We start from the raw sequence: 20,584 nt of genomic DNA, 5'->3' as shown, positions 1-20,584 counted from the left end.
CTGACCATAAGCGCGCCGTGACGGCTTGCCTAGGGGCGCGTTTCAACGCCTCTCTGCGGACATGGGAGCTTCCGGAACGGGCGTGTCAGCCAGCGGTTCCGAACACCCGCGTGAAGATCGTGTCGACATGCTTCAGATGATAGTCGAGGTCGAACAGTGCCTCGAGCTGTGGACCGGAGAGGTGCGCGGAAACGGCCGGGTCGGCCTTGAGCAGATCGAGCAGCGAATGCGCACCATCCGACTGCCACACCTGCATGGCGTTGCGCTGGACCATCGCATAGCTGTCCTCGCGGCTCACGCCCGCCTGGGTGAGGGCGAGCAGCACGCGCTGCGAGTGGATGAGGCCGCCCATCCGGTTCATGTTCTTCATCATCCGCTCGGGGTAGACGAGCAGCTTGTCGATCACGCCCGTGAGCCGGCCTAGGGCGAAGTCGAGCGTGATCGTGGCGTCGGGGCCGATGAAGCGTTCGACCGAGGAGTGCGAGATGTCCCGCTCATGCCACAGCGCGACATTCTCGAGCGCGGGCAGGGCATAAGCGCGCACCATGCGGGCCAGGCCGGTCAGATTCTCGGTGAGCACCGGGTTGCGCTTGTGCGGCATCGCCGACGAGCCCTTCTGGCCCGGCGAGAAATATTCCTCGGCCTCCAGCACCTCGGTGCGCTGCAGGTGGCGCACCTCGACCGAGAGCCGCTCGATGGAGCCGGCGATCACCGCCAGCGTCGAGAAGAACATGGCGTGGCGATCGCGCGGGATCACCTGCGTGCTGACCGGCTCAACCGTGAGGCCGAGCTTGGCCGCGACATGCTCTTCTACCTTGGGATCGATATTGGCGAAGGTGCCCACGGCGCCCGAAATCGCGCAGGTGGCGACGTCTTCACGGGCCGCGATCAGCCGCGCCTTGCAGCGGGAGAACTCGGCATAGGCTTCCGCCATCTTGAGACCGAAGGTGACCGGCTCGGCGTGGATGCCGTGGCTGCGACCAATGGTCGGCGTGAGCTTGTGCTCGAACGCGCGGCGCTTGATCGCCTCCAGCAGCGCATCGAGATCGGCGATCAGCAGATCGGCCGCGCGGGCAAGCTGCACATTGAGGCAAGTGTCCAGCACGTCCGAGCTGGTCATGCCCTGGTGCATGAAGCGGGCTTCATCGCCGACCTGCTCGGCCACCCAGGTCAGGAAGGCGATCACGTCATGCTTGGTAACCGCCTCAATGGCATCGATGGCGGGCACGTCGATGGAGGGATTGGTTGCCCACCAGTCCCAAAGGGCCATGGCGGCGCTTTTGGGTACCACGCCCAGCTCGGCTAGCGCTTCGGTCGCATGAGCCTCGATCTCGAACCAGATGCGGAAGCGCGCTTCCGGCTCCCAGATCGCGGTCATTTGCGGGCGGGCGTAACGAGGCACCATGAGGCGGGTTCCTGATGAGACAGATTGGAGACGGGCTGCCCCTAGCAGGCTGCGGCGAAACGGGCAAATCGCGCGGGTGAGGGCGGTATATTTGACTTAAGAGGCTGAGATATAGCGGTAAAAATCAATTCTGTCTGGGACGGGTCTTCGCGGCGACACGAGGCGAATCGCTCGCGACGGGGCGCGCGTGCATGGATCGACCAGAGCCCGATTAGCCCGCCCTGACCTTAGATCAGCCCCATGGCCCGCATCGAACGGTGACCTTCGGTCGCGACGATAACATGGTCGTGCACCGTGACCCCGAGGGGCTTGAGCGCGGCGATGACGTCGCGAGTCATGAGGATGTCCTGCCGGCTCGGCTCGGGCAGGCCGCTGGGATGATTGTGCACGAGGATGACGCCCGCCGAGCCGAACTCCAGTGCGCGACGAGCAACCTGTCGGGCATAGATGGCCGCTTCATCCACCGAGCCGTCCCCCATATGATCGTCACGCAGCAGGATGTTGCGGGCGTTGAGATGAAGCACGCGCACGCGCTCGATCGAGAGATGGGCCATGTCGGCGCGCAAATAATCGAGCAGGGCCTGCCATGATGCCAGCACCGGCCGCTCCGCCACCTCGTTGCGGAGCATCCGCAGGGCGGCGGCCTGTGTCGCCTTGAGCGCGGCGGTCGTGGTCTCGCCCATGCCGTCGACCTGCATCAGCGTGGCCCAATCGGCGCTGAGCACGGCGCCCAACGAGCCGAAGCGGGCGATCAGGGCCTTTGCCAGCGGCTTGGTATCCCGGCGCGGCAGGGCGAGCGCGAGCAGATATTCGATCAGTTCATGGTCGAGCAGCCCATCCGGTCCGGACGCGAGTCGCTGCCGCAGGCGGGCGCGGTGGCCAACGCCATCATGACTCGTCTCGCTCTTGCCCCGGGATCGCCCTTCGCCCATGAACATTGTAGCTAAGCGCGAGCCGGCAGAGCGGCAAGCGGGAATGACGGGGATAAACGTCTGACCGAGTGGGTCGAAGAGGATGACGGACTAGAGGCGGGTGCAGCAGAGCGGCTGCACCGGCGCCGTCAACGTGTGCGCTGGATCGCCGGCGGGAGCGCGATGGCGCTGCTGCTGGTCGCGGGCGGCCTCTGGTTTGCGCGCGAGCCGATTGCCGACAGCTTCATCGCCCGCGAACTGGCCAAGCGGGGCGTACAGGGCCGATATGAGATCACCCGGATTGGCCCGCAGCACCAGCGGCTGGACAATCTCGTCATTGGCGATCCGAAATCGCCCGATCTCACGGTCCGCTTCATCGAGCTCGAACTCGCCTGGGGCCTGACCGGGCCTTATATCGATCGCCTTGAAGCCAGCGGCGTTCGGCTGCGTGGGCGGATTGCCGATGGCACGCTGGACTTGGGTCAGGTCAGTCGCTTGCTGGAAGGCGGCACGGGCGATCCCAAGCTGCCCGACTGGACGGCGGTGATCGAGGATGCACAGGCGCGGATCGATACCGACAACGGCACGGTCGAACTGGGGCTGGATGGCAGCGGGCCGTTATCGTCGGGGTTCAATGGTCAGCTTAATCTCGCGAGCCCGGCGCTAGCCTTTGGCGATTGCAGGCTGCGGGCGCTGCGGGCGCCAGTGGACGTGGCGACCGAGAATGGCGAGATTCACCTCAAAGGCCCTGCCCATGTCAGCGGCGTTGGATGCGAGGCGGCGAAGCTCCGGCTGACGGCCCCCACGCTCGATCTCAACATCCGCACAAACCTGGCGCTTGAACCCTTGGGCGGTGCGGTGAGCCTTGCCGCGCCATTGGCCCAGCAGGGGGACGGGCAGGGGAAGCGCGAGTTCAAGGAACTGTCCGGGCTCATTACCTTTAAAGGCGAAGGCGATACCCTGCGGGGGAGCGCTTCGCTTGCCGCCGTCAGCGCGCTTGTCGACGGCCTTGAAAGTGACGCCGCGAAGCTGGGTGGCAATTTCGCCGTGCAGCTCGATTCCCGCAATCGCGCTTTTGCATGGCAAGGCACCGGGACCATCGACAATGCCCGGCCGGCGCGGGGGATCAATCTCGCGCGCCTCGCCTCGGCGGCCGATGGCAGCCCCCTGGAACCGATCGCGCACAAGCTGGCGCGCGCAGTCGAGGCGATCGGCCGGCGCAATCACATCGAACTGGCGGGCCAGGTCAATATGCTCGGCGCGCAAGGTAACGCTCGGCTTGACCGCTTCGCGCTGCGCTCGGCGAGCGGCGCGCGGATCGAGAATTGGGAAGGCAGCGCGGTGCGCATCGACTGGCCGGGCGGCCTGCGCGCGTCGGGACGGCTAGACATCGCCGGTGGCGATCTGCCGGAGGGCCGCATCGAGTTCGCCACGCAGGAACAAGGCGGTGTGCGCGGCACCGCGACGTTGCGGCCTTATGATGCCGGCGGGGGGCGGCTGGCGCTCACCCCGCTGCGCTTTGCCATGGATGGCGCGGGGCGCGGCAGCGTGCAGACCCAGGTGACGCTGGACGGTCCCTTGCCGGGCGGTGCAGTCAAGGGCCTGCAGATGCCGCTGGATGCTCGCGTCGGGGCAGGCGGGGCGGTTAGTCTATCAGGGACTTGCGTGCCCTTGCGCTGGGCTTCGCTCAGCATGTCCGGCCTCGTGCTCGATCCTGCGGCATTACAGGTTTGCGGGCTGGGGGAGGGCGCGGCCGCGATCCGCGATGTGGCATTGCGCGGCCGGCTGGGCGACAATCCCTTCGCATTTGATGCCAGCGCAGCGCGTTACGGCCTCACCACCGGCCGCTTCGAAATCCAGCAGCCGAATGTGCGCATTGGCGCGGCCGAAGCCCCGGTCCGGCTCGCTGCCGATCGTCTGACGGGCGGACGTGGGTCGGCGGGTGGCCTCGCCGGGACGATTTCGGCGGGGCGTGGGCGGATCGGCTCCGTGCCGCTCGATCTCACCGCCATGGAAGGGCAATGGCAGTTCGCCGACGGACGTCTGGCCGTCGATGGCAATCTGCGCGTCGCGGATACGCAGGCCGATCGGCGCTTCAATCCGCTGGCCGGCGAGCAGGTACGTCTGACCCTGGCCGATAATCGCATCGAGGCGACCGGTGTGCTGGTGCACCCGGAACGAAAGGCCAAGGTCGCCGATGTGGTGATCCGGCACGACCTCAGCCGTGGCGCAGGCCGCGCCGATCTGACGGTGAAAGACTTGCGCTTCGGCAATGCGCTTCAGCCGGACGATCTCACGCCGCTCTCGCTGGGCGTGGTCGCCAATGTTGTCGGGGCGGTGAACGGCGCCGGCCAGATCCGCTGGACCGGCGACAAGGTGACCAGCGACGGGACATTCTCGACCGAGAACATGGCTTTCGCCGCCGCCTTCGGCCCGGTCGCCGGCCTGTCGACGACGATCCGCTTCACGGACCTGCTTGGCCTGCGCACCGAACCCGGCCAGGTGGTGACGGTGGAGAGCGTCAACCCCGGCATCGAGGTGCGCGACGGCACCATTCGCTATCAATTGCTCTCCAGCGAGGTGGCGGAGATCGAGGGCGGGCGCTGGCCGTTCTCTGGCGGTATGCTGGAGCTGATGCCCGCGCCCCTCGCACTGGATTCGCGCCAGCCGCGGAATCTCACTTTCCGCGTCGTCGGGCTGGATGCGGGCGCCTTTATCAACACGCTGGAGCTGGAGAACATCTCCGCGACGGGCACCTTCGATGGTCTGCTGCCGATGGTGTTCGACAAGGATGGCGGGCGGATCGTCGGTGGCCTGCTGGTTGCGCGGCAAGAGGGCGACGAGCCACGCTACCTCACCAGCACGCAAGGCCTGACGATCCCATGCGATCCAGAGCGCCGGGCCGGACGCCTTTCTTACGTGGGTGAGGTGTCCAACGCGCAGCTCAATGCAATGGCGCGGCTGGCCTTCGACGCGCTCAAGAATTTGGGCTATCGCTGCCTCGCAATCCGGCTGGATGGCGCCATCGATGGCGAGTTCGTCACGCAGGTGAGCATCAACGGGGTTAACCAGGGCACGGAAGAAACACGCCGCAGCTTCCTGGCGCGGCCGTTCCTTGGCCTGCCCTTCCTGTTCAATGTGCGGATCGAGGCGCCCTTCCGGGGGCTGCTTAACACTGCGACCGGGCTTGCCGATCCGACCAAGCTCATCAATGGCAGTCTGGGCGACCAGTTTGTGCCCGTCGGCAGCGGGGCGTCCACGCGGGGTTCCGGGGCGGCCGTTCAGCCGGCGGACAGCGACAAGAGGATAGAAGGGGACAGGAAATGAGGCACCGACGATGGATATCGCGCGCAACGCGACTGGGCTTGGGGCTGGCGCTTGCCGGAGCGGCAGGCGGCTGCATTCAGGTGCGCGCGCCCGAAAAGCCGATCGAGATCAATCTCAACGTGAAGATTCAGCAGGAAGTGGTCGTGCGCCTTCAGCAGGACGCCAAGGACCTCATCGAGAACAATCCGGAGCTATTCCCGAAATGACATATATGCACAGCATTCGCGCCGCAGCGCTTGCGGCAGTTTTCGGTCTCGGCGTCGTCGGAGCGGCTCCGGCTATCGCGCAGGACGCGGTGGTGAGCGCCGCCAAGTCGGCCGGTACGGTCGGCGAGCAGTCGGATGGCTATCTGGGCGTCAACGGCTCGGTCAGCAGCGATGTGCGCGCCGCCGTGGATGCGCTCAACATCAAGCGCCGCGCGGCCTATACCGATCTGGCGGCCAAGCGTGGCGTGACCGTCCAGGACATGGCGGCCGTGACCGGTTGTCAGACGCTGGCCGGGCGCGTCTCGGAAGGGCAGATCTACCGGATCGGCAATGGTCCGTGGCAGACCAAAGGGGCCGGACCCATCGCGCTGCCGGATTATTGCGCCACCGCCACACGTTGAGCGATTCGCGCCACTGAGGGCCTAATTTTCCTCGAAAATCCGCCTGATCCCTCCGGCGCGGTCACCAGTGTTGACTTGCACGCCAACGCTTTCTACACGGGCCGCGCCTTGACGGGGGCGGCTCAGGCACGTCATGCAGCGCTGGTTTTTACGTCTCTTGGCGTGAACGGGAGTTGGCACGATGACAGAGACCGAACCTGGGCGAGACCCGATTGCCGAAGATGAACGCATCAAGTCGCTCAGCGAGCGGTTGGAACGTGCCGAGGCAGTCGAAAAGGTCAGGACCGGAGCGGACCGGGAAGTTGGCGGCGATAAGAATTATCGTCTCGGCAACCGGGTTCTTGCGGAGCTGATCGGCGGTCTTGTCGGCGGCGCGCTGATTGGATGGGTCCTGGACCGGTTCATCGGCACATCGCCCTGGCTCCTGCTGGTTTTCCTCTTTCTGGGGATCATCGTAGCCTTCAGGAATATTTGGAAGATTTCGATGAAGCGTCCTGAGAAGTAAGGGCGCTTTCGTCATAATCGCAGACGGCTTTTTGGGAATCAGACGTGGCAGAACCCGGCAAGATCGATCCTATGCACCAGTTCGCCATCGAGCCGCTGTTCGGTACCGAACAGTGGAGCCTCGGTGGTTACAACATTGCGTTCACCAACAGCGCGCTGTGGATGGTGATCACGGTCGTCGTTCTGTGGGGCTTCATGCTGCTCGGCATGAAGCGCGATCTGGTGCCGGGGCGCTGGCAGGCGGCTGTAGAGTCGATGACCGGCTTCATCGCGAAGCTGACCGATGACAATATTGGCAAGGGCGGGCGCAAATATGTGCCCTACATCTTCTCGCTGTTCATGTTCATCCTCTTCGCCAACCTGCTCGGCCTGCTGCCCATCGGCATCTTCGGCCTGCATCCCTTCACCTTCACCAGCCACTTCACGGTGACCGGCGTGCTGGCGATCCTGAGCTTCTCGATCGTGCTGATCGTCGGCTTCTGGAAGCATGGCCTGAAGTTCTTCTCGCTGTTCGTGCCGCATGGCACGCCGTTGTGGCTGATCTGGCTGATCCCCATCATCGAGTTCGTCTCGTTCATGGTGCGTCCCTTCTCGCTGGGCCTGCGACTGTTCGTCGCGATGATCGCCGGTCACATTCTGCTCAAGGTGCTTGCTGGCTTCGTGATCAATGCTTCGGCTGCCGGCGTGGCGCCCGGCCTTGGCGTCGGCATCCCAAGCTTTGCCCTGATGGTCGGCATCTCCGCGCTGGAGATCCTGGTCGCTGGCATCCAGGCCTATGTTTTCGCACTGCTCACGTCGCTGTACATCCACGACGCCGAGCATCTGCACTGAGTTTCAACCAACGACCAAATCGAGTTTCAGAAAAGGAGTTAAGTAACATGGACGCAGAAGCCGCAAAGCTGATCGGTGCCGGTCTGGCTGCTATCGGTGCCGGCGTGGCCGCGCTCGGCGTGGGTAACGTCTTCGGCTCGTTCCTTGAGAGCGCGCTGCGCAATCCGGGCGCTGCCGACGGCCAGCAGGGCCGTCTGTTCATCGGCTTCGCCGCCGCAGAGCTTCTCGGCCTGCTGGCGTTCGTCGTCGCGATGATCCTGATCTTCGTCGCCTGATCGCCCGCAAGACGACAGACGATGATGTGGAGCCGGCGGCTGCCCAATGACGGGCTGCCGCCGGACCGCGCAAACGGACAGGTGATATGCCTCAGATAGCCCAGCTCGCCGCAACCTACTCGTCGCAGATCTTCTGGGTTCTGCTGACATTCGGGTTCGTGTTTTTCGTGATCGGTCGCGGCATGGTGCCGAAGATCCAGTCCACGGTGGATGCGCGCGACAAGAAGATCGCCGACGATCTCGAAGCGGCCCGTGCGAATTCGGCCAAGGCCGATGCGCTCGAAGCCGACTGGCGGGCGAAGGAAAATGAAGCGCGTGCCGCTGCGCAGGGCCGTCTGGCCCAGGCAAAGGCCGAAGCTGCTCGCAATCGCGAGGCTGCGCTGGCCAAGACCGACGCGGCGCTCAGCGAAAAGCTGGCCGCAGCGGAGGGCGAGATCGAGGCTGGCCGCGTGAAGGCGCTGGCGCAGATCGAAACCGTTGCAGCGGACGCCGCAGCGGACATCGTGCAGAAGGTCGCCGGCACGCAGGTGTCGCCGGATGCGGCGCTCAAGGCAGTGAAGGCGGTACTCTGATATGGCAAACCAGACCATGACACAGGTTGCCGAGACAGCCCCGGCAAGCGACAACGGCTCCGGCGCAGTGCAGTTCAATCTCGAAAACGCCGACAAGGTCCAGAATCTGGACGGCGACATCCACGCGGCCACGGAAGCCGTGGGCGGCCCCGAGCACCATGTACCGGACGCCACCGCTTTGGGGATGGACGCGACGGGTTGGGTCAGCCTCTCGATGCTCGTGTTCGTTGCGGTGCTGATCTGGAAGAAGGTGCCAGCGCTCATCGCCCGGTCGCTGGACGCCAAGATCGCGACGATCCGCAATCAGCTCGACGAAGCCGCGCGGCTCCGCAAGGAAGCCGAAGCGCTCAAGGCCGAGTATGAAGGCCGGATCGCCTCCGTCGCGAAGGAAGCCGATGCGATGCGCGCGGCCGCCGAGCAGGAAGCAGCCGATCTCATCACCGCAGCGCAGGCGGAAGCCGGAGCGCTGGTCGTCCGTCGCCAGAAGATGGCGGAAGACAAGATCGCCGCAGCTGAGCGCGCGGCCATTGCCGATGTGCGCGCCAAGGCGGCTGCAGCGGCGACGGCAGCAGCCGGCGTGCTGATCCGCGAGACCCACAGTGCCGCGGCCGACAAGGGCCTCGTAGACGACGTGATCGGCAAGCTCGCGCACTGAACGACCTGCAGATTGATGGCTTTAGAAAGGCCGGGCCGAGCGATCGGTCCGGCCTTTCTGCTTTTGAAGGGTCGTGGTTCGGCCGGTTGAGGCAGGAGGCCGTTGTCCTGTCCGCTTCTCGCCCCTAAATGGCGCGGATGACCGAGCGGCCATCGTCCCCCAATCGCTTCAACGAAGAAAAGGCGACCTCGACAATCCGTGGCAGTGAATTGCCGGACGTGGATGCTGGCGTCGCGGCGATTCGCGAAACGCTCAAGACCTTGGGCACGCGACCCGGCGTGTATCGGATGCAGGATGCGCGCGGCGACGTGCTGTATGTCGGCAAGGCGCGGGCGCTCAAGAATCGGGTGTCCAACTATACGCAGGTCGATCGCCTGCCGCGCCGGCTGCAGCGCATGGTCTCGCAGACCCGCTCGATGACGATCGTCACAACCCAGAGCGAGGCCGAGGCGCTGCTGCTGGAAGCGCAGCTCATCAAGCGCTTTCGGCCACCCTACAACGTGCTGCTGCGCGATGACAAAAGCTTCCCGTTCATCCTGCTGCGCGAGGATCACGCCTTTCCGCGCGTGCAGCTCCACCGCGGTGCGCGGCGCTACAAGGGGCAATATTACGGGCCTTTCGCGGGGGCGGGGCAGGTGCGCAAGACGCTCAACGCGCTGCAGAAGCTGTTCCTGCTGCGCAGTTGCACGGACAGCTTCTTCGCCAATCGCTCGCGGCCCTGCCTGCTGTATCAAATTCGCCGCTGCTCCGCGCCCTGCGTCGGGCGGATCAACGAGGCCGATTATGCGGCCCTGACCCAGGACGCGCAGGACTTTCTCGGCGGCAAGTCCACGGCGGTACAGGCGCGGCTCGGCGAGGCGATGAATGCGGCAGCGGAGTCGCTCGATTACGAGATGGCTGCCGTCTATCGGGACCGGCTCAAGGCGCTGACCTTCATCCAGGGCAGTCAGGCGATCCACGCTGAGGGGTTGGGCGACGCTGATATTTTCGCGCTCGCCAGCCGCAATGGCGGCATGTGCATCCAGGCCTTCTTCATTCGCGGCGGGCAAAATTGGGGGCATCGCAGCTTCTTCCCGGTTCACACCGCCGAGGTGGGGGAGGATGAGGTGCTGATGCAGTTCATGGCGCAATTCTATGAGGATGTGCCGCCGGCGCCGCTGGTGCTGTGCGACCGCGAGCCTTCCGAAACCCTGCTGCTCGCCGAGGCGCTGAGCCAGAAGCTGGAGCGCAAGGTGCGCATCGAGGTGCCGCAACGGGGCAGCCGCGTGAAACTCATCAAGCAGGCCCAGCGCAACGCCGAGGAAGCGCTGGAGCGTCGGCAGGCCGAGAGCAGCGCGCAAGGCAAAATTCTAGCCGACATGGCCGAACTGCTGGGTCTGGAAGGGCCGCCCAATCGCATCGAGATTTACGATAACAGCCATATCCAGGGCACGAGCGCGCTGGGGGCCATGGTGGTGGCGGGGCCGGAGGGTTTCCGCAAGAGCGGCTATCGCAAGTTCAACATCAAGCGCCCGGAGACGGTCGCGGGCGATGATTATGGCATGATGCGCGAAGTGCTCGGCCGCCGCTTCGGCCGCGCGGCCGAGGAAGATCCCGATCGCGAATCCGGGGAATGGCCGGACCTGGTGCTGATCGATGGCGGCCGGGGCCAGCTCAACGCAGCGCGCAAGGCGCTGGAAGAAATGGGCATCGAGGATGTGCCGATGGTCGGCGTCGCCAAGGGGCCGCATCATGGTCGCGAGGGCAGGGAAGTGTTTCACCTGCTGGACGGGCGGGACTTCCAACTGCCAGTCAATCACCCGGTGCTATTCTACCTGCAGCGGTTGCGCGACGAGGCGCACCGTTTTGCGATCGGCGCGCACCGGCAGAAACGGGCCAAGGCGATCACTGTCAGCTCGCTGGACGAAGTGCCCGGCATCGGGCCCGCGCGTAAAAAAGCGCTGCTCATGCATTTCGGTACCGCCCGCGCCGTGCGCAACGCCAGCCTCGACGACCTCCAGCGTGCACCCGGCGTTTCATCGGCGGTCGCACAGACGGTCTATGATTATTTCCATGGCTGAGCGGATTCATTGCGACCTGCCGCAAAGGTTGATGCCCGGCGCAATGCGCGCTAAGGGCGCTGCTTCAACACCCGTCGGGATGTCCTAACCGCTCATGCTGTTCACCTTTCTCCTTGTCGTCCAGGCGATCATCGCCTTCGCGCTCGTCACTGTCATTCTGATGCAGCGGTCCGAGGGTGGCGGGCTCGGCATGGGTGGCGGTGGCAGCCCGTCCGGTCTGATGTCGGCGCGCGGCGCGGCGGATTTCCTCAGCCGGGCGACCAAGATTCTCGCGACTTTGTTCGTGGGCATGAGCATTGTGCTGGCTGTGATTGCCGCCACGCAGCACCGGGCAGCGACGATCGATACCTCGCTGGTCGGCCAGTCCGGCACCAGCGACATGTCGGCGCCGATTGCCGATGGTGATGGCATTTCCGGCGCGGCCAACAGCGCGGCAGCACCGGCCGGTCCGGCCTCGGCGCCTGCCAATGGCGCTGCTGGCGCCCCGCTCGCGCAGTAACGATCCACCAGTTTTTTTCACCGGTAGCGGATTCGTTCGCTTGCCCTTCCGTTCGAGTTCAGCGTAAGCCTCCTCTCCCATGGCGCGGTTCATATTCATCACCGGCGGCGTGGTCTCCTCGCTTGGAAAAGGCCTTATGGCTGCGTCGCTTGCGGCGCTCCTCCAGGCGCGTGGCTACAAGGTCCGCACCCGTAAGTTCGATCCTTACCTCAATGTCGATCCCGGCACGATGTCGCCTTATCAACATGGCGAAGTCTATGTGACGGACGACGGGGCGGAGACCGATCTCGATCTTGGCCATTATGAGCGCTTCACGGGCGTTGCGAGCCGGCAGGCCGACAATGTGACGCAAGGGCGCATCTACCAGACGATCATCCAGCGCGAGCGGCGCGGCGATTATCTGGGCGCCACCGTGCAGGTGATCCCGCACGTGACGGACGAGATCAAGCGCTTCGCTCTGGCCGAGACGGACGATGTCGATTTCGTGCTGTGCGAGATCGGAGGCACGGTGGGCGACATCGAGAGCCTGCCGTTCATGGAGGCCATCCGCCAGCTCCGCAATGAGCTGGGCCACGGCCAGACCGTGCTCGTGCATGTGACGCTGGTGCCCTATATTGCGGCGGCCGGCGAGTTGAAGACCAAGCCGACCCAGCATAGCGTGCGCGAGTTGACTTCGCTCGGCATTCAGCCCGACATTCTGCTCTGCCGCACTGAGCATCCGCTGCCGGACAGCGAGCGGGCGAAAATCGCCTTGTTCTGCAATGTGCGCACGGAAGCCGTGATTCCCGCGCTCGACGCCAGCAGCATCTATGCCGTGCCGGTGCAGTATCACCGCGAAGGGCTGGACCGCGCCGTGCTGAGCGCCTTCGGCATCGAAGGCTCGCGCGAGCCGGACCTGACCCGCTGGTTCGACATCATGGACCGGCAGGTTCACCCCGAAGGGGAAGTGACCATCGGTGTCGTCGGCAAATATGTCGGCTTGCCGGATGCCTACAAGTCGCTGCACGAGGCGCTCGTGCATGGCGGGCTGGCCAATCGCGTGAAGGTTAAGGTCCAGTGGCTCGATGCCGAGCTGTTCGAGGCCGAAGACAGCGACATCGCGGCCCAGCTTGAGCCGATGCACGGCATTCTTGTGCCGGGCGGCTTTGGCGTGCGCGGTTCGGAAGGAAAGATTGCCTCCGTGCGGTTCGCGCGCGAGCGGGGCGTGCCCTTCTTCGGCATCTGCCTCGGCATGCAGATGGCCTGCATCGAGGGTGCGCGGAACACCGCCGGGATCGAGCGCGCCTCGACCACCGAGTTCGGCGAGACCAGCGAGCCGGTTGTGGGCCTCATCACCGAGTGGATGAGCGCCGAGGGGCTGCAGACCCGCAATGTCGATACCGACCTTGGCGGCACCATGCGCCTGGGTGCCTATCCGGCCAAGCTCAGCGGCAACAGCGTCGTTTCCAGCATCTACGGTGCCGACGATATCAGCGAGCGCCATCGGCATCGCTACGAGGTGAACGCAGCCTATCGCAAACCGCTTGAGCAGGGCGGCCTCATCTTCTCGGGCATGTCGCCGGACGGCACGCTGCCGGAGATCGTCGAGCGGCCGGATCACCCATGGTTCATCGGCGTGCAGTTCCATCCGGAGCTCAAGTCCAAGCCGTTCGATCCGCACCCGCTGTTTGCCAGCTTCATTGCGGCGGCGCTCAAGCAGAGCCGGCTCGTCTGATCCTGCACGAGCCATGGACGGCCCGTTTCCGGATCGTTCATGGTGAAGGGCGTAGACGAACCGCTTGCCGCATCCTATGTGGGGTGCGTCTTACCGGCCGGGATGCCTGCGACTTGCAATTGATGATCCTCCTGTCTGCGCTTCTTGCGTCGCTCTCCGGCCTGATGGTCGGCGAGAGCCGCGTGGCGCCTGCGCAGGTGGAACTGAGTGCAGAATCGCAGCTGGCCCCCTCCAGTGAGCAGGCGATTGCGGTCGCGCGAGTCTTGTCTCGTGCTGACACGCGGGCCGAGGCCGTCCTTGTACGGGCAGATCAGGCTACGGCACTCGCGCTGCCGGCCCGTAATGGCCGCACCCATCTTTCTCTGAAGCAGAGCTGGCTGATCTAAGCCCGCCGCAGGCCGCCATGTTGCCGGTCTGCCATTCTGCTGTTCGCGCGCTGGCTCCCGGCGCGTTCGCTTGCCGGTGTGTGAACCGGCGCCCGACCTTTCCGTTTTCAGACAGGAATTTCCGATATGCTCGGCGGCGTTGCCAAATTCTTCTTCGGCTCTTCAAATGAGCGTTACGTCAAGTCTCTCAGCAAGACGGTCAATCAGATTGCCGCATTCGAGCCGACGATGGTCGCCATGAGCGATGATGAGCTGAAGGCGCAGACGGCCAAGTTCCGCAGCCAGCTCGCTGACGGCGCGACGCTCGACCAGATCCTACCCGAGGCGTTCGCGACGGTGCGTGAGGGCGCGAAGCGCGCGCTGGGCCAGCGCCATTATGACGTTCAGATGGTCGGCGGCATCGTGCTCCACCGCGGCGAGATCGCCGAGATGCGCACCGGTGAAGGCAAGACGCTGGTCGCTACGCTCGCGACCTATCTCAACGCGCTGCCCGGCAAGGGCGTCCACGTCGTCACCGTCAACGACTATCTCGCCCGGCGCGACTGCGAGTGGATGAGCCAGCTCTATAACTTCCTTGGGCTGACCACGGGCGTGATCGTGCCCAACCTCTCCGAGCCGGAGCGTCGCGCGGCTTATGACGCGGACATCACCTACGCCACGAACAACGAGCTCGGCTTCGATTATCTGCGCGACAACATGAAGTATGAGCGTGACCAGATGGTCCAACGCCCGTTCAATTACGCGATCGTCGACGAGGTGGACTCGATCCTGATTGACGAAGCGCGCACGCCGCTGATCATTTCCGGTCCGACGGACGACAAGTCCGAGATGTACATGTCCGTCAACGCGCTGGTGAAGAACCTTGCGGACGAGGATTACGAAAAGGACGAGAAGCAGCGCTCGATCGTGCTGACCGAGGACGGCACCGAGAAGGTGGAGCGGATGCTGGAGGATGCCGGCCTGCTTCAGGGCGCCAATCTCTATGATTTCGAGAACACGCAGGTCGTCCACCATGTGAACCAGGCCCTGCGCGCCAACTTCATGTTCCGGCGCGACATCGATTATATCGTGAAGGACGGCAAGGTCGTCATCATCGATGAGTTCACCGGCCGCATGATGGACGGGCGCCGCTGGTCTGACGGTCTGCATCAGGCCGTGGAAGCCAAGGAAGGCGTGAACATCGAGCCGGAGAACCAGACGCTCGCTTCGATCACCTTCCAGAATTATTTCCGCATGTATCCCAAGCTCTCGGGCATGACCGGCACGGCGGCGACCGAGGCGGCGGAATTCTACGACATCTACAAGATGAACGTGGTGACCATCCCGACCAACCTGCCAGTGCAGCGTCAGGACGATCAGGACTTGTTCTACAAGAGCCTTGAGGACAAGTTCAAAGGCATCGCCCGGACGATTGGCGAACATGCCGCCAAGGGGCAGCCGGTGCTGGTCGGCACCGTCTCCATCGAGAAGTCCGAACTGCTCTCCAGCTTCCTCAAGGAGGAGGGCGTCAAGCATTCGGTATTGAACGCGCGCTTCCACGAGCAGGAAGCCGGCATCGTGGCTCAGGCCGGGCGGCTCGGCGCGGTGACCATCGCAACGAACATGGCCGGGCGCGGCACCGACATCAAGCTGGGCGGCAACCTGGAATTCCGGGTTGAGGACGAGCTCAAGGACATGCCGGAAGGCCCGGAGCGCGATGCCGCAATTGCGCGGATCGAAGCGGAAATCGAGGCCGAACGCCAGCAGGTGCTCGCCGCCGGCGGCCTGTTCGTGCTCGGCACGGAGCGGCATGAGAGCCGCCGTATCGACAACCAGCTGCGCGGCCGCTCGGGCCGTCAGGGCGATCCGGGTCTGTCCCGTTTCTACCTCAGCCTCGATGATGATCTACTGCGCATCTTCGGCCCGGACACGCTGTTCGCGCGCATGATGCGCTCCAGCCTGGAGGATGGTGAGGCGCTTCCGCCGTCCAAGTGGATGAGCAAGGCGATCGAGACCGCGCAGAAGAAGGTCGAGCAGCGCAACTACGAAATCCGCAAGCAGGTCGTCGAGTATGACGACGTGATGAACGACCAGCGCAAGGTCATTTATGAACAGCGCAGCGAGATCATGGATGCCGAGACGGTCGGCGACGTCGTCACCGAGATGCGGCACGAGACGATCAACGACATCGTCGGCGCCGCCTGTCCTCCGGGCACCTACCCCGAGCAGTGGAACATTCCGCAGCTCAAGGAGCGCCTCGAGGCGGTGATGAGCCTGACGCCGGACATCGATGGCTGGCTGACCGAGGACGTGGTCGATCCGGAGCTGTTCGTCGAGCGCCTCACCGCGCTGTCCGATGCCGCGCTGGCGGAGAAGGTCAATGATCTCAAGCCCGAGACCTGGGCGCAGATCGAGAAGAGCATCCTGCTGCAAAATCTCGACCATCACTGGAAAGAGCATCTGGCGACGCTGGATGCCCTCCGTCAGGTCGTCCACCTGCGCGCTTATGCGCAGAAGACGCCGATCAACGAGTATAAGCAGGAGGCGTTCGCGCTCTTCGAGCGGATGCTCGAGAACATCCGCGAGGATGTCAGCCGCACGGTGAGTCATGTGCAGTTCCAGATGCAGGACCCGGCACCGCCGCCGCTGCCTGAGCTGCCGGACTTCCTCACCAGCCATATCGACCCGTTCACGGGCGAGGATAACAGCGCGGACATCGATGCAGGCACGCGCGGGTTCATCACCACGACCATTCCGCGCGCCGCGACGGCTGCGGCGGTGGGTGAGGGCAATCCCTATGCGGGTGAGGAAATCAGCCGCAACGCGCCGTGCCCCTGTGGTTCCGGCGAGAAGTACAAGCATTGTCACGGCGCGCTCGCCTGACAACGATCCTGACAAGGATCTGATGGCCGGGCGAAAGCCCGGTCACGTCCGCCCGGCGGCCGTCAGTCGGGCTGCGAGTCCTTGGGCGCCAGCCACACCAGCCCGATGAGGCTGATCACCGCCGCGCCAGAGAGGTAGAGGCCAACGGCGCCCACGCCATGCGTGCTCACCAGATATTGCGCGGCAATGGGTGCCATAGCCCCGCCGATGATCCCGCCCACGTTGAAGGCGAAGGAAGAGCCGGAATAGCGCACGCGCGGCGGGAAGAGGGCGGTCAGCCATTCGCCGAGCGGGCCATAGGTGAATCCCATCAGCAGCAGCGACATGGCGAGGATGAGGAACAGCGCGAGCGGATTGGCGGCGTCGAACCCGGCGCCGAAGACGATGCCGAGCGGCACCGTCGCGGCGCAGCCGGCGATCAGCACACGGCTCGCCGAGCGCATGTCCGACCACCAGCCGGCCACGATGATCCCCAGCGCGAGCATCAGGATCGCCGCAAGCTGTATGGTCAGCACCTCGCTGCGCGCCATGCCGATGTTCACCGTGGCGTAGCCCAGCGCGAAGGCCGTGGAGATGTAGAACAGCGCGAAGCAGCAGACGACGGCGAGCGTTCCGGCCATGGTCGCGCGCACATGGCGCGTGAGCAGTTCCGCTAACGGAATGGCTGCCGGTGGCTCGGCCTCAAGCGCCGCCTTGAATTCCGGCGTCTCGCCCATCTTCAAGCGCACCCACAGGCCGATGATGACCAGCAGCGCGCTGGCAAGGAAGGGAAGGCGCCAGCCCCACGCCATGAATTGCGCATCGCTCAGCCACAGGCCGAGCAGCAGGAACAGGCCGTTGGCGGCGACAAAGCCCAGCGGTGCCCCAAGCTGAGGCATCATGCCGAAGCGCGCGCGCCAGCCCGGCGGGGCATTCTCCACCGCCAGCAGCGCAGCACCACCCCATTCGCCGCCCAGGCCGAAGCCCTGGCCAAAGCGCAGGATGCAGAGCAACAGCGGCGCGACCCAGCCGATCATCGCATAAGTTGGCAGGAAGGCGATGAGGAAGGTCGAGCCGCCCATGAGCATGAGCGAGGCGACGAGCGTCGATTTGCGGCCGATCCGGTCGCCATAATGGCCGAACACGGCGGCACCGAGCGGGCGCGCCAGAAAGGCGAGAGCGAAGCTGGCATAAGCTGCCATGAGCTGTGCTGTCGGCGACGTGGCGGGGAAGAAGAGCGGCCCGAAGACGAGGCTCGCCGCCGTCGCATAGATATAGAAATCATAGAACTCGACCGTGGTGCCGGCCAGACTCGCGACAAGCACGCGGCGGTGCTTCACCATGGCGGACAGGCCGCTGGGCGCCGGCGTTCCGGCGGTTGCTGCGTCGTTCAAAGTCGGCCCCCCTCACACATGACGGCGATGCCCTAGCTCAATTCCGGGCCGCAGCGCTAGATGGCGCGAATGGGGGGTGACAGGAGAGGGATCAGCCCCGGCGTTGCTGGTTCAGCACTTCATAAGCCATCACGGCCCCGGCGACGGACGCATTGAGGCTGTCCGCACGGCCCATCATCGGGATTTTGACCAGCAGGTCGCAGGCGGCCTCATAATCGGCGGGCAGGCCTCGCGCCTCATTGCCGATCACCAGAAAGGTCGGGGCCTCGTAGCGCGGCGCCTGATAATCATGCTCGGTGTTGAGGCTGGTGCCGACAAGCTGGCCTGGCCCCGCGCGGAGCCAAGTGAGGAAATCAGCCCAACTTGCCTGCGCGATGGATTGGGTGAAGAGCGCGCCCATCGAGGCCCGCACCGTCTCGACGGAGAACGGATCGACACAGTCATCCACAAGAATCACGCCGCCGGCACCGACCGCGTCGCCGATGCGCAGTAGCGTGCCCAGATTTCCGGGATCGCGCATGGCCTGCGCGACGAACCAGATTGGCGCCGCGCTGCGATCGAGCGCGGGGAGGGGTGTCAGCCGGTCGGGATAGACGCCGACGAGCGTTTGCGCATTGTCCTTGCCGGAGATCTTGCCGAGAATATCCGCGCTGGTGAGGATGACATCGCCGCCTTGCGCCTCGACCGCCGCGATCAGCTTGTCGGCCAGCGGATGCGAGCGGGCATCGCTCGCCATGAACAGCATCTCGGGCAGGATGCCGCGCTCGCGGGCCTCAGTGAGGATGCGCAGGCCCTCGGCCAGAAACAGGCCTTCGCGCTTGCGCAGCTTCTTTTCCCGCAAGCCGCGCACGCGCTTGACGAGCGGGTTGGAAAAGCCGGTGATCTCGCGGGGCATGGTCAGCAGGGCCGCACAGGATCAGTCTTCGCCGAAGCGATTTTCGACCAGCTCGATGACGGCAGCCAGCGCCGCTGGGGCATCGTCACCGCTCACAGAGACGGTGATATCATCGCCCATGGCGGCGCCCAGCATCATCAGGCCCATGATCGAGGTGCCGACCACTTCCTGGCCATCCTTGCGTACCATGATGGTCGCCGGCAGGCTGCTCGCCAGCGTGACGAACTTGGCGCTGGCCCGCGCGTGCAGGCCACGCCGGTTGGCGATGCGCACGGTCGCGCTGGCTGTCTCGCCGCTCAAGTGGCGTCTCCGAGCAGTTCCGAGGCGACGCTGATATATTTGCGGCCCGCCTCCCGCGCGGCGGCGACCGCCTGCGTGACGCTCATATTGCGGCGGGCGCTTTCGAGACGGATCAGCATGGGGAGATTGACGCCGGCAATCACTTCCACGCGCCCGGCGTCGAGCAGGGAAATGGCGAGGTTGGAGGGGGTGCCGCCGAACAGGTCGGTCAGCAGGATCACGCCTGAGCCATCATCGACGCGCTGCACGGCGGCGGCGATGTCGGCGCGCCGCACCTCCATATCGTCATCGGGGCCGATGCAGACGGTTTCTATGGCCTGTTGCGGCCCTACGACATGTTCCATGGCGACGCGAAATTCCGTCGCGAGCCCGCCATGGGTTACGAGCACGAGTCCAATCATGGTGAGTGTGCGCCCCGCCCTTCGATTTCCGTTGGTACGATTTCTTTTTTGCCCTGGCGCCGGTTCTCATAGGCGTCCAACTGGACTGAATCCAGATTGCGGTGCGCAATGGTGGGCGAAAAGCCCGCCCGGCGCAAGCGTTCTGCGATCTCTTCCGTCACGCACACCGAGCGGTGGCGACCGCCGGTGCAGCCAAAGGCGATGGTGACATAGGCTTTCCCCTCCTCGCTATAGCGCGGGAGAATGGTGACCAGCAGCTTCTCGATTTGGCCGACGGCCGCCTCGAACAGCGTGTCGGCCATCACATAATCGCGGACATCGGGATCGAGGCCGGTGAGCGGGCGCAGCGTCTCGTCCCAATAGGGATTGCGCAGGAACCGCATGTCGAACATCAGGTCAGCATTGCGCGGAACGCCGCGCGCAAAGCCGAAGGAGAGCAGCGTCAGGGTCGATTCGAAACTGCCAGCGAAGCGCTGGCGGATCGCCTGCTGCAGGCCGTTGCTGGTGAGGTCGGAGCTATCGACGACATGCTCCGCCGCGCGGCGCAGCGGTTCCAGCAGCTCGCGCTCCCGGGCAATGCCGTCCGCCGCCGGGCGATCGAGGGCGAGAGGGTGGCGCCGCCGCGTCTCGGCATAACGCTGCTCCAGCACCGTGCCCGAGCAATCGAGGAACAGCATCTCGACCTCATAGCCGGTGCGCTCGCGCCCATCCCCTTGGCGCAGGGCGGCGATGGCCGAGAGGATCGTATCCGCCGCAAAACCGCGCGTGCGGCTGTCGATGCCGATCGCGACCGGGCGGCCCGCCTGTTGCTCATGGCCGGCCGGCAGCGGCGCAGCGAGCAGCCGGTCGAGCAGCACCAGCGGCAGATTGTCGACCGTCTCCCAGCCGGCATCTTCCAGCGTGCGCAGGCTGGTCGATTTGCCGGCGCCCGAAAGGCCGGTGACCACCAGGATGCGCTTGGCGCCGGGAGCATGGGGGGCAGGTGACAGGGCAGGGGGCTGGTCCAT

General features: G+C 65.0%; 20 protein-coding genes. 13 read left to right on the top strand and 7 right to left on the bottom strand.

Annotated features, from left to right (window positions below; translation table 11 throughout):
- Positions 1–85 precede the first annotated feature (85 nt).
- Together purB and radC are read right to left on the bottom strand one after the other, a co-directional pair.
- On the bottom strand, positions 86–1,405 hold the full coding sequence (gene purB / locus M2331_RS08520; protein ID WP_181559883.1) for an adenylosuccinate lyase: 1,320 nt from the start codon (positions 1,403–1,405) through the stop codon (positions 86–88).
- 227 nt (positions 1,406–1,632) lie between these two features.
- Positions 1,633–2,337: a RadC family protein gene (radC, locus tag M2331_RS08515; RefSeq protein WP_181559882.1), complete on the bottom strand. Its 705-nt coding sequence runs from the start codon at positions 2,335–2,337 to the stop codon at positions 1,633–1,635.
- Between the two features lie 162 nt (positions 2,338–2,499).
- Between radC and M2331_RS08510 the strand changes: the two genes are divergently transcribed.
- The 13 genes from M2331_RS08510 to secA all read left to right on the top strand — a co-directional run bounded on the left by M2331_RS08510 (position 2,500) and on the right by secA (position 16,608).
- Positions 2,500–5,643 (top strand): YdbH domain-containing protein, encoded by a 3,144-nt coding sequence (locus tag M2331_RS08510; RefSeq protein WP_181559881.1) that lies wholly within the window; start codon positions 2,500–2,502, stop codon positions 5,641–5,643.
- Positions 5,640–5,849, top strand: a complete 210-nt coding sequence (locus tag M2331_RS08505) for a YnbE family lipoprotein (protein ID WP_264570578.1) — start codon at positions 5,640–5,642, stop codon at positions 5,847–5,849. Before M2331_RS08510 ends, M2331_RS08505 begins: the two co-directional genes overlap by 4 nt.
- A gap of 5 nt (positions 5,850–5,854) precedes the next feature.
- Entirely contained in the window at positions 5,855–6,250 is a 396-nt protein-coding gene (locus tag M2331_RS08500) for a YdbL family protein (protein WP_413715168.1), read from the top strand.
- Between the two features lie 181 nt (positions 6,251–6,431).
- Positions 6,432–6,755, top strand: coding sequence for an AtpZ/AtpI family protein (locus M2331_RS08495; protein WP_181559878.1), 324 nt, complete (start codon positions 6,432–6,434; stop codon positions 6,753–6,755).
- A 44-nt stretch (positions 6,756–6,799) separates the two neighbouring features.
- Positions 6,800–7,585: a F0F1 ATP synthase subunit A gene (locus M2331_RS08490; protein WP_181559877.1), complete on the top strand. Its 786-nt coding sequence runs from the start codon at positions 6,800–6,802 to the stop codon at positions 7,583–7,585.
- Between the two features lie 47 nt (positions 7,586–7,632).
- Entirely contained in the window at positions 7,633–7,860 is a 228-nt protein-coding gene (locus M2331_RS08485) for a F0F1 ATP synthase subunit C (RefSeq protein ID WP_014076610.1), read from the top strand.
- 86 nt (positions 7,861–7,946) lie between these two features.
- Entirely contained in the window at positions 7,947–8,432 is a 486-nt protein-coding gene (locus M2331_RS08480; RefSeq protein ID WP_181559876.1) for an ATPase, read from the top strand.
- A gap of 1 nt (position 8,433) precedes the next feature.
- The gene (locus M2331_RS08475) at positions 8,434–9,087 is read left to right on the top strand and encodes a F0F1 ATP synthase subunit B (RefSeq protein WP_264592339.1); all 654 of its coding nucleotides are present in this window, start codon (positions 8,434–8,436) and stop codon (positions 9,085–9,087) included.
- A 137-nt stretch (positions 9,088–9,224) separates the two neighbouring features.
- On the top strand, positions 9,225–11,147 hold the full coding sequence (gene uvrC, locus M2331_RS08470) for an excinuclease ABC subunit UvrC (RefSeq protein ID WP_181559875.1): 1,923 nt from the start codon (positions 9,225–9,227) through the stop codon (positions 11,145–11,147).
- 97 nt (positions 11,148–11,244) lie between these two features.
- Positions 11,245–11,646 carry a preprotein translocase subunit SecG gene (gene secG, locus M2331_RS08465; protein ID WP_181561429.1) on the top strand — a complete coding sequence of 134 codons (402 nt, stop codon included), beginning with the start codon at positions 11,245–11,247 and terminating at the stop codon, positions 11,644–11,646.
- A gap of 79 nt (positions 11,647–11,725) precedes the next feature.
- Complete coding sequence (locus M2331_RS08460) at positions 11,726–13,360, top strand: CTP synthase (RefSeq protein ID WP_181559874.1); 1,635 nt, start codon at positions 11,726–11,728, stop codon at positions 13,358–13,360.
- A 122-nt stretch (positions 13,361–13,482) separates the two neighbouring features.
- A complete protein-coding gene (locus M2331_RS08455; RefSeq protein WP_264592338.1) occupies positions 13,483–13,746 on the top strand; it encodes a hypothetical protein in 264 nt (87 codons plus the stop codon).
- A 126-nt stretch (positions 13,747–13,872) separates the two neighbouring features.
- Positions 13,873–16,608 carry a preprotein translocase subunit SecA gene (gene secA, locus M2331_RS08450; protein WP_181559872.1) on the top strand — a complete coding sequence of 912 codons (2,736 nt, stop codon included), beginning with the start codon at positions 13,873–13,875 and terminating at the stop codon, positions 16,606–16,608.
- Positions 16,609–16,670: 62 nt separating this feature from the next.
- Here the strand turns inward: secA and M2331_RS08445 are convergent, their stop codons facing one another.
- The 5 genes from M2331_RS08445 to rapZ form a co-directional block, all read right to left on the bottom strand.
- A complete protein-coding gene (locus tag M2331_RS08445; protein WP_181561428.1) occupies positions 16,671–17,930 on the bottom strand; it encodes an MFS transporter in 1,260 nt (419 codons plus the stop codon).
- 142 nt (positions 17,931–18,072) lie between these two features.
- A complete protein-coding gene (locus M2331_RS08440; RefSeq protein ID WP_181559871.1) occupies positions 18,073–18,876 on the bottom strand; it encodes a TrmH family RNA methyltransferase in 804 nt (267 codons plus the stop codon).
- A gap of 21 nt (positions 18,877–18,897) precedes the next feature.
- On the bottom strand, positions 18,898–19,176 hold the full coding sequence (locus M2331_RS08435; RefSeq protein WP_181559870.1) for an HPr family phosphocarrier protein: 279 nt from the start codon (positions 19,174–19,176) through the stop codon (positions 18,898–18,900).
- The gene (locus M2331_RS08430; protein ID WP_181559869.1) at positions 19,173–19,577 is read right to left on the bottom strand and encodes a PTS sugar transporter subunit IIA; all 405 of its coding nucleotides are present in this window, start codon (positions 19,575–19,577) and stop codon (positions 19,173–19,175) included. The genes M2331_RS08435 and M2331_RS08430 overlap by 4 nt, the downstream gene beginning before the upstream one ends.
- The gene (rapZ, locus tag M2331_RS08425; RefSeq protein WP_181559868.1) at positions 19,574–20,584 is read right to left on the bottom strand and encodes an RNase adapter RapZ; all 1,011 of its coding nucleotides are present in this window, start codon (positions 20,582–20,584) and stop codon (positions 19,574–19,576) included. Before rapZ ends, M2331_RS08430 begins: the two co-directional genes overlap by 4 nt.

The sequence above is a fragment of the Sphingobium sp. B10D7B genome (assembly GCF_025961955.1).
Taxonomy (GTDB): domain Bacteria; phylum Pseudomonadota; class Alphaproteobacteria; order Sphingomonadales; family Sphingomonadaceae; genus Sphingobium.
The sequence above is the reverse complement of the archived record's forward strand: the minus strand, read 5'-3'. Positions and strand labels throughout refer to the sequence as shown.

Bases quoted from the DNA above. Each gene is read 5' to 3' on its own strand.
- purB (WP_181559883.1), bottom strand. From the start codon at position 1,405: ATGGTGCCTCGTTACGCCCGCCCGCAAATGACCGCGATCTGGGAGCCG.
- radC (WP_181559882.1), bottom strand. From the start codon at position 2,337: ATGGGCGAAGGGCGATCCCGGGGCAAGAGCGAGACGAGTCATGATGGC.
- M2331_RS08510 (WP_181559881.1), top strand. From the start codon at position 2,500: ATGGCGCTGCTGCTGGTCGCGGGCGGCCTCTGGTTTGCGCGCGAGCCG.
- M2331_RS08505 (WP_264570578.1), top strand. From the start codon at position 5,640: ATGAGGCACCGACGATGGATATCGCGCGCAACGCGACTGGGCTTGGGG.
- M2331_RS08500 (WP_413715168.1), top strand. From the start codon at position 5,855: ATGCACAGCATTCGCGCCGCAGCGCTTGCGGCAGTTTTCGGTCTCGGC.
- M2331_RS08495 (WP_181559878.1), top strand. From the start codon at position 6,432: ATGACAGAGACCGAACCTGGGCGAGACCCGATTGCCGAAGATGAACGC.
- M2331_RS08485 (WP_014076610.1), top strand. From the start codon at position 7,633: ATGGACGCAGAAGCCGCAAAGCTGATCGGTGCCGGTCTGGCTGCTATC.
- M2331_RS08480 (WP_181559876.1), top strand. From the start codon at position 7,947: ATGCCTCAGATAGCCCAGCTCGCCGCAACCTACTCGTCGCAGATCTTC.
- M2331_RS08475 (WP_264592339.1), top strand. From the start codon at position 8,434: ATGGCAAACCAGACCATGACACAGGTTGCCGAGACAGCCCCGGCAAGC.
- uvrC (WP_181559875.1), top strand. From the start codon at position 9,225: ATGACCGAGCGGCCATCGTCCCCCAATCGCTTCAACGAAGAAAAGGCG.
- M2331_RS08460 (WP_181559874.1), top strand. From the start codon at position 11,726: ATGGCGCGGTTCATATTCATCACCGGCGGCGTGGTCTCCTCGCTTGGA.
- M2331_RS08455 (WP_264592338.1), top strand. From the start codon at position 13,483: ATGATCCTCCTGTCTGCGCTTCTTGCGTCGCTCTCCGGCCTGATGGTC.
- secA (WP_181559872.1), top strand. From the start codon at position 13,873: ATGCTCGGCGGCGTTGCCAAATTCTTCTTCGGCTCTTCAAATGAGCGT.
- M2331_RS08445 (WP_181561428.1), bottom strand. From the start codon at position 17,930: ATGGTGAAGCACCGCCGCGTGCTTGTCGCGAGTCTGGCCGGCACCACG.
- M2331_RS08440 (WP_181559871.1), bottom strand. From the start codon at position 18,876: ATGCCCCGCGAGATCACCGGCTTTTCCAACCCGCTCGTCAAGCGCGTG.
- M2331_RS08430 (WP_181559869.1), bottom strand. From the start codon at position 19,577: ATGATTGGACTCGTGCTCGTAACCCATGGCGGGCTCGCGACGGAATTT.
- rapZ (WP_181559868.1), bottom strand. From the start codon at position 20,584: ATGGACCAGCCCCCTGCCCTGTCACCTGCCCCCCATGCTCCCGGCGCC.